2 protein-coding genes and 1 pseudogene are annotated in these 1,778 nt (G+C 43.3%); 1 reads left to right on the top strand and 2 read right to left on the bottom strand.

The features are described 5' to 3' along the window. Positions 1–2: 2 nt before the first annotated feature. Entirely contained in the window at positions 3–863 is an 861-nt protein-coding gene (locus tag CDG77_RS34765; RefSeq protein ID WP_442946469.1) for a hypothetical protein, read from the top strand. 41 nt (positions 864–904) lie between these two features. On the opposite strand, the gene CDG77_RS34760 is transcribed toward CDG77_RS34765, so the two are convergent. Both CDG77_RS34760 and CDG77_RS34755 read right to left on the bottom strand, forming a co-directional pair. Further along, complete coding sequence (locus tag CDG77_RS34760) at positions 905–1,273, bottom strand: hypothetical protein (protein WP_094333640.1); 369 nt, start codon at positions 1,271–1,273, stop codon at positions 905–907. 311 nt (positions 1,274–1,584) lie between these two features. After that, positions 1,585–1,778 (bottom strand): annotated as a pseudogene (locus CDG77_RS34755) (hypothetical protein); the annotation flags it as partial.

Raw genomic sequence — 1,778 nt, 5'->3', positions numbered from 1 at the left:
CCGTGTACACGGAAACGGGTACGCACGGATCTAACGGAGAGGTGCGGGGAATAATATCCCCCATCGACTCAACCACCGAGGAAGAACAAAGCTTACGCTTGCAATTGGAACGTCAGGTAGAAAGGGCATTTTTGTCAGCGGGTCAGGCGCTGATGGAGTTGAGGGACAGACGGCTGTACCGTTCCACGCACCGGACTTTTGAAGAATACTGCCGCGATCGCTTTGGTTATAGTCGTGATGCGGCGTACTTGAAGATTTCGGCGACTGTGGTTTATGAGAATCTTCAAAAGTTTTTGCCGACCATTGGTCGGCAAATTCCAATGCCGACCAACGAACGACAATTGCGGTTTTTGGCAAAAGCCGAGTTGGAACCGGCTGTGCAAGCGGATGTATGGCAGCAGGCAGTAGAGCAAGCTGGCAATAAGATTCCATCTGGTCGCATCGTGAAAGATGTTGTGGATAGGATACGCGAAAGGACGAAAGTACCCAATCCTTACCATATTGGTGAAATATGCATTCTTCTGCCCAAAGATAACCCAGACTTGAGAGGTAAAGCGGGTTATTGGGGAGTAGTTAGCCATGTTGGAGAATACAGTTGTACACTCCAGACATGGGACGGCGACTACACCGTAAAAATCGAACAGATGAAATCATTAAAATTGCTTGATGAAGATTGCCAATTCATGCAGCAGCTATGTGTGAGGTTACGGCAGTTGCATCAAGTGGCCAGCCGTGACTCTTCTGTAGATTGGCTGTTGCAGGGTTTGGGGAAACAAGCTAAACCGTATCTGTCATCCTTGCAGGCAAAATTGCTGGCGACTGTGGAACGGGAGTACAAAATCGAGTGGAGGCAACAGAAATAATGGTGCAGCTAGGAAACAATAATTTAATGCAACAAAGTTTACTAAACTCGTTTAGTTTCAAATATTTCTCGCCACAATTCAAATTCAGGACAATTGCACCAAAGGGTAACGAACCCATCAAAAAGTTTAGTTTCTGAATTTTGAACTCCCCTTGGGAGAACTTGGATCAAGATAGGAATATCCAAATCACATTTCCAATTTTCTATTTCTTTTTGAAGTTGGGCAATAGTGTCTTGATGGAATCCTCGGTCGTTGTTGGAACACTGAACAAGTAAACATCCATTATCAGAATCCTTGACTCGTTTGATCGAGAAATTAATCTGCGTCCACATTGATTGGACTTCATTGAAAATATTAGGCAAACCATAGTGTTTGCCTAATATTGCCTTTCGGCGTTTCGATTCACCCATAAGTCCCCCTCAGCAATACAAATTTTGACAAGGATGACGAAGAAGATAAGGAATCTTCTAACGACGAGTAAGCTCAATAGCACTCAGACTAACCCTCTGGGGGTTATTAACTACTAATACTATTGTAACGATAAATCAAGGGTTTCAAGTATTTTGCAGTTGCAAGGATTGGGGATTTTACCAAACCGTATCTGTCATCCTTGCAAGCTTTGCTGCTGTGGCTGTTGAGAGAGAGTACAACCTGGTTTGTCAGCAGCAGAAGTGATGAATTTATTGAGTGTCAAAGCAGCTTGAAAGTTCAAAATTTTAAATCAAATCGGGTAGGTGTTAGTGATTAGAGAGCTTTTCACCCAGACATTTTGGTTGTGATAAAAATCACCACGTTGTTCTAGTGTAAACCCACCCAGCAATAATCCCAACCATACTTCTACCATCGGCATTTGCAACACACGTTGCAGTTTAACTAAAGAAATCTCATCTTTGACATTTATCAGATGGTTAGCGA

This window comes from Nostoc sp. 'Peltigera membranacea cyanobiont' 213 (genome assembly GCF_002245975.1).
In the GTDB taxonomy this organism is placed as follows: Bacteria; Cyanobacteriota; Cyanobacteriia; order Cyanobacteriales; family Nostocaceae; genus Nostoc.
Note: the sequence above shows the minus strand (reverse complement) of the source record. Positions and strands in the feature narration are given on the sequence as shown.

What these genes read in the sequence shown, in the direction of transcription:
- CDG77_RS34760 (WP_094333640.1), bottom strand. Translation starts at nt 1,273, where the DNA reads ATGGGTGAATCGAAACGCCGAAAGGCAATATTAGGCAAACACTATGGT.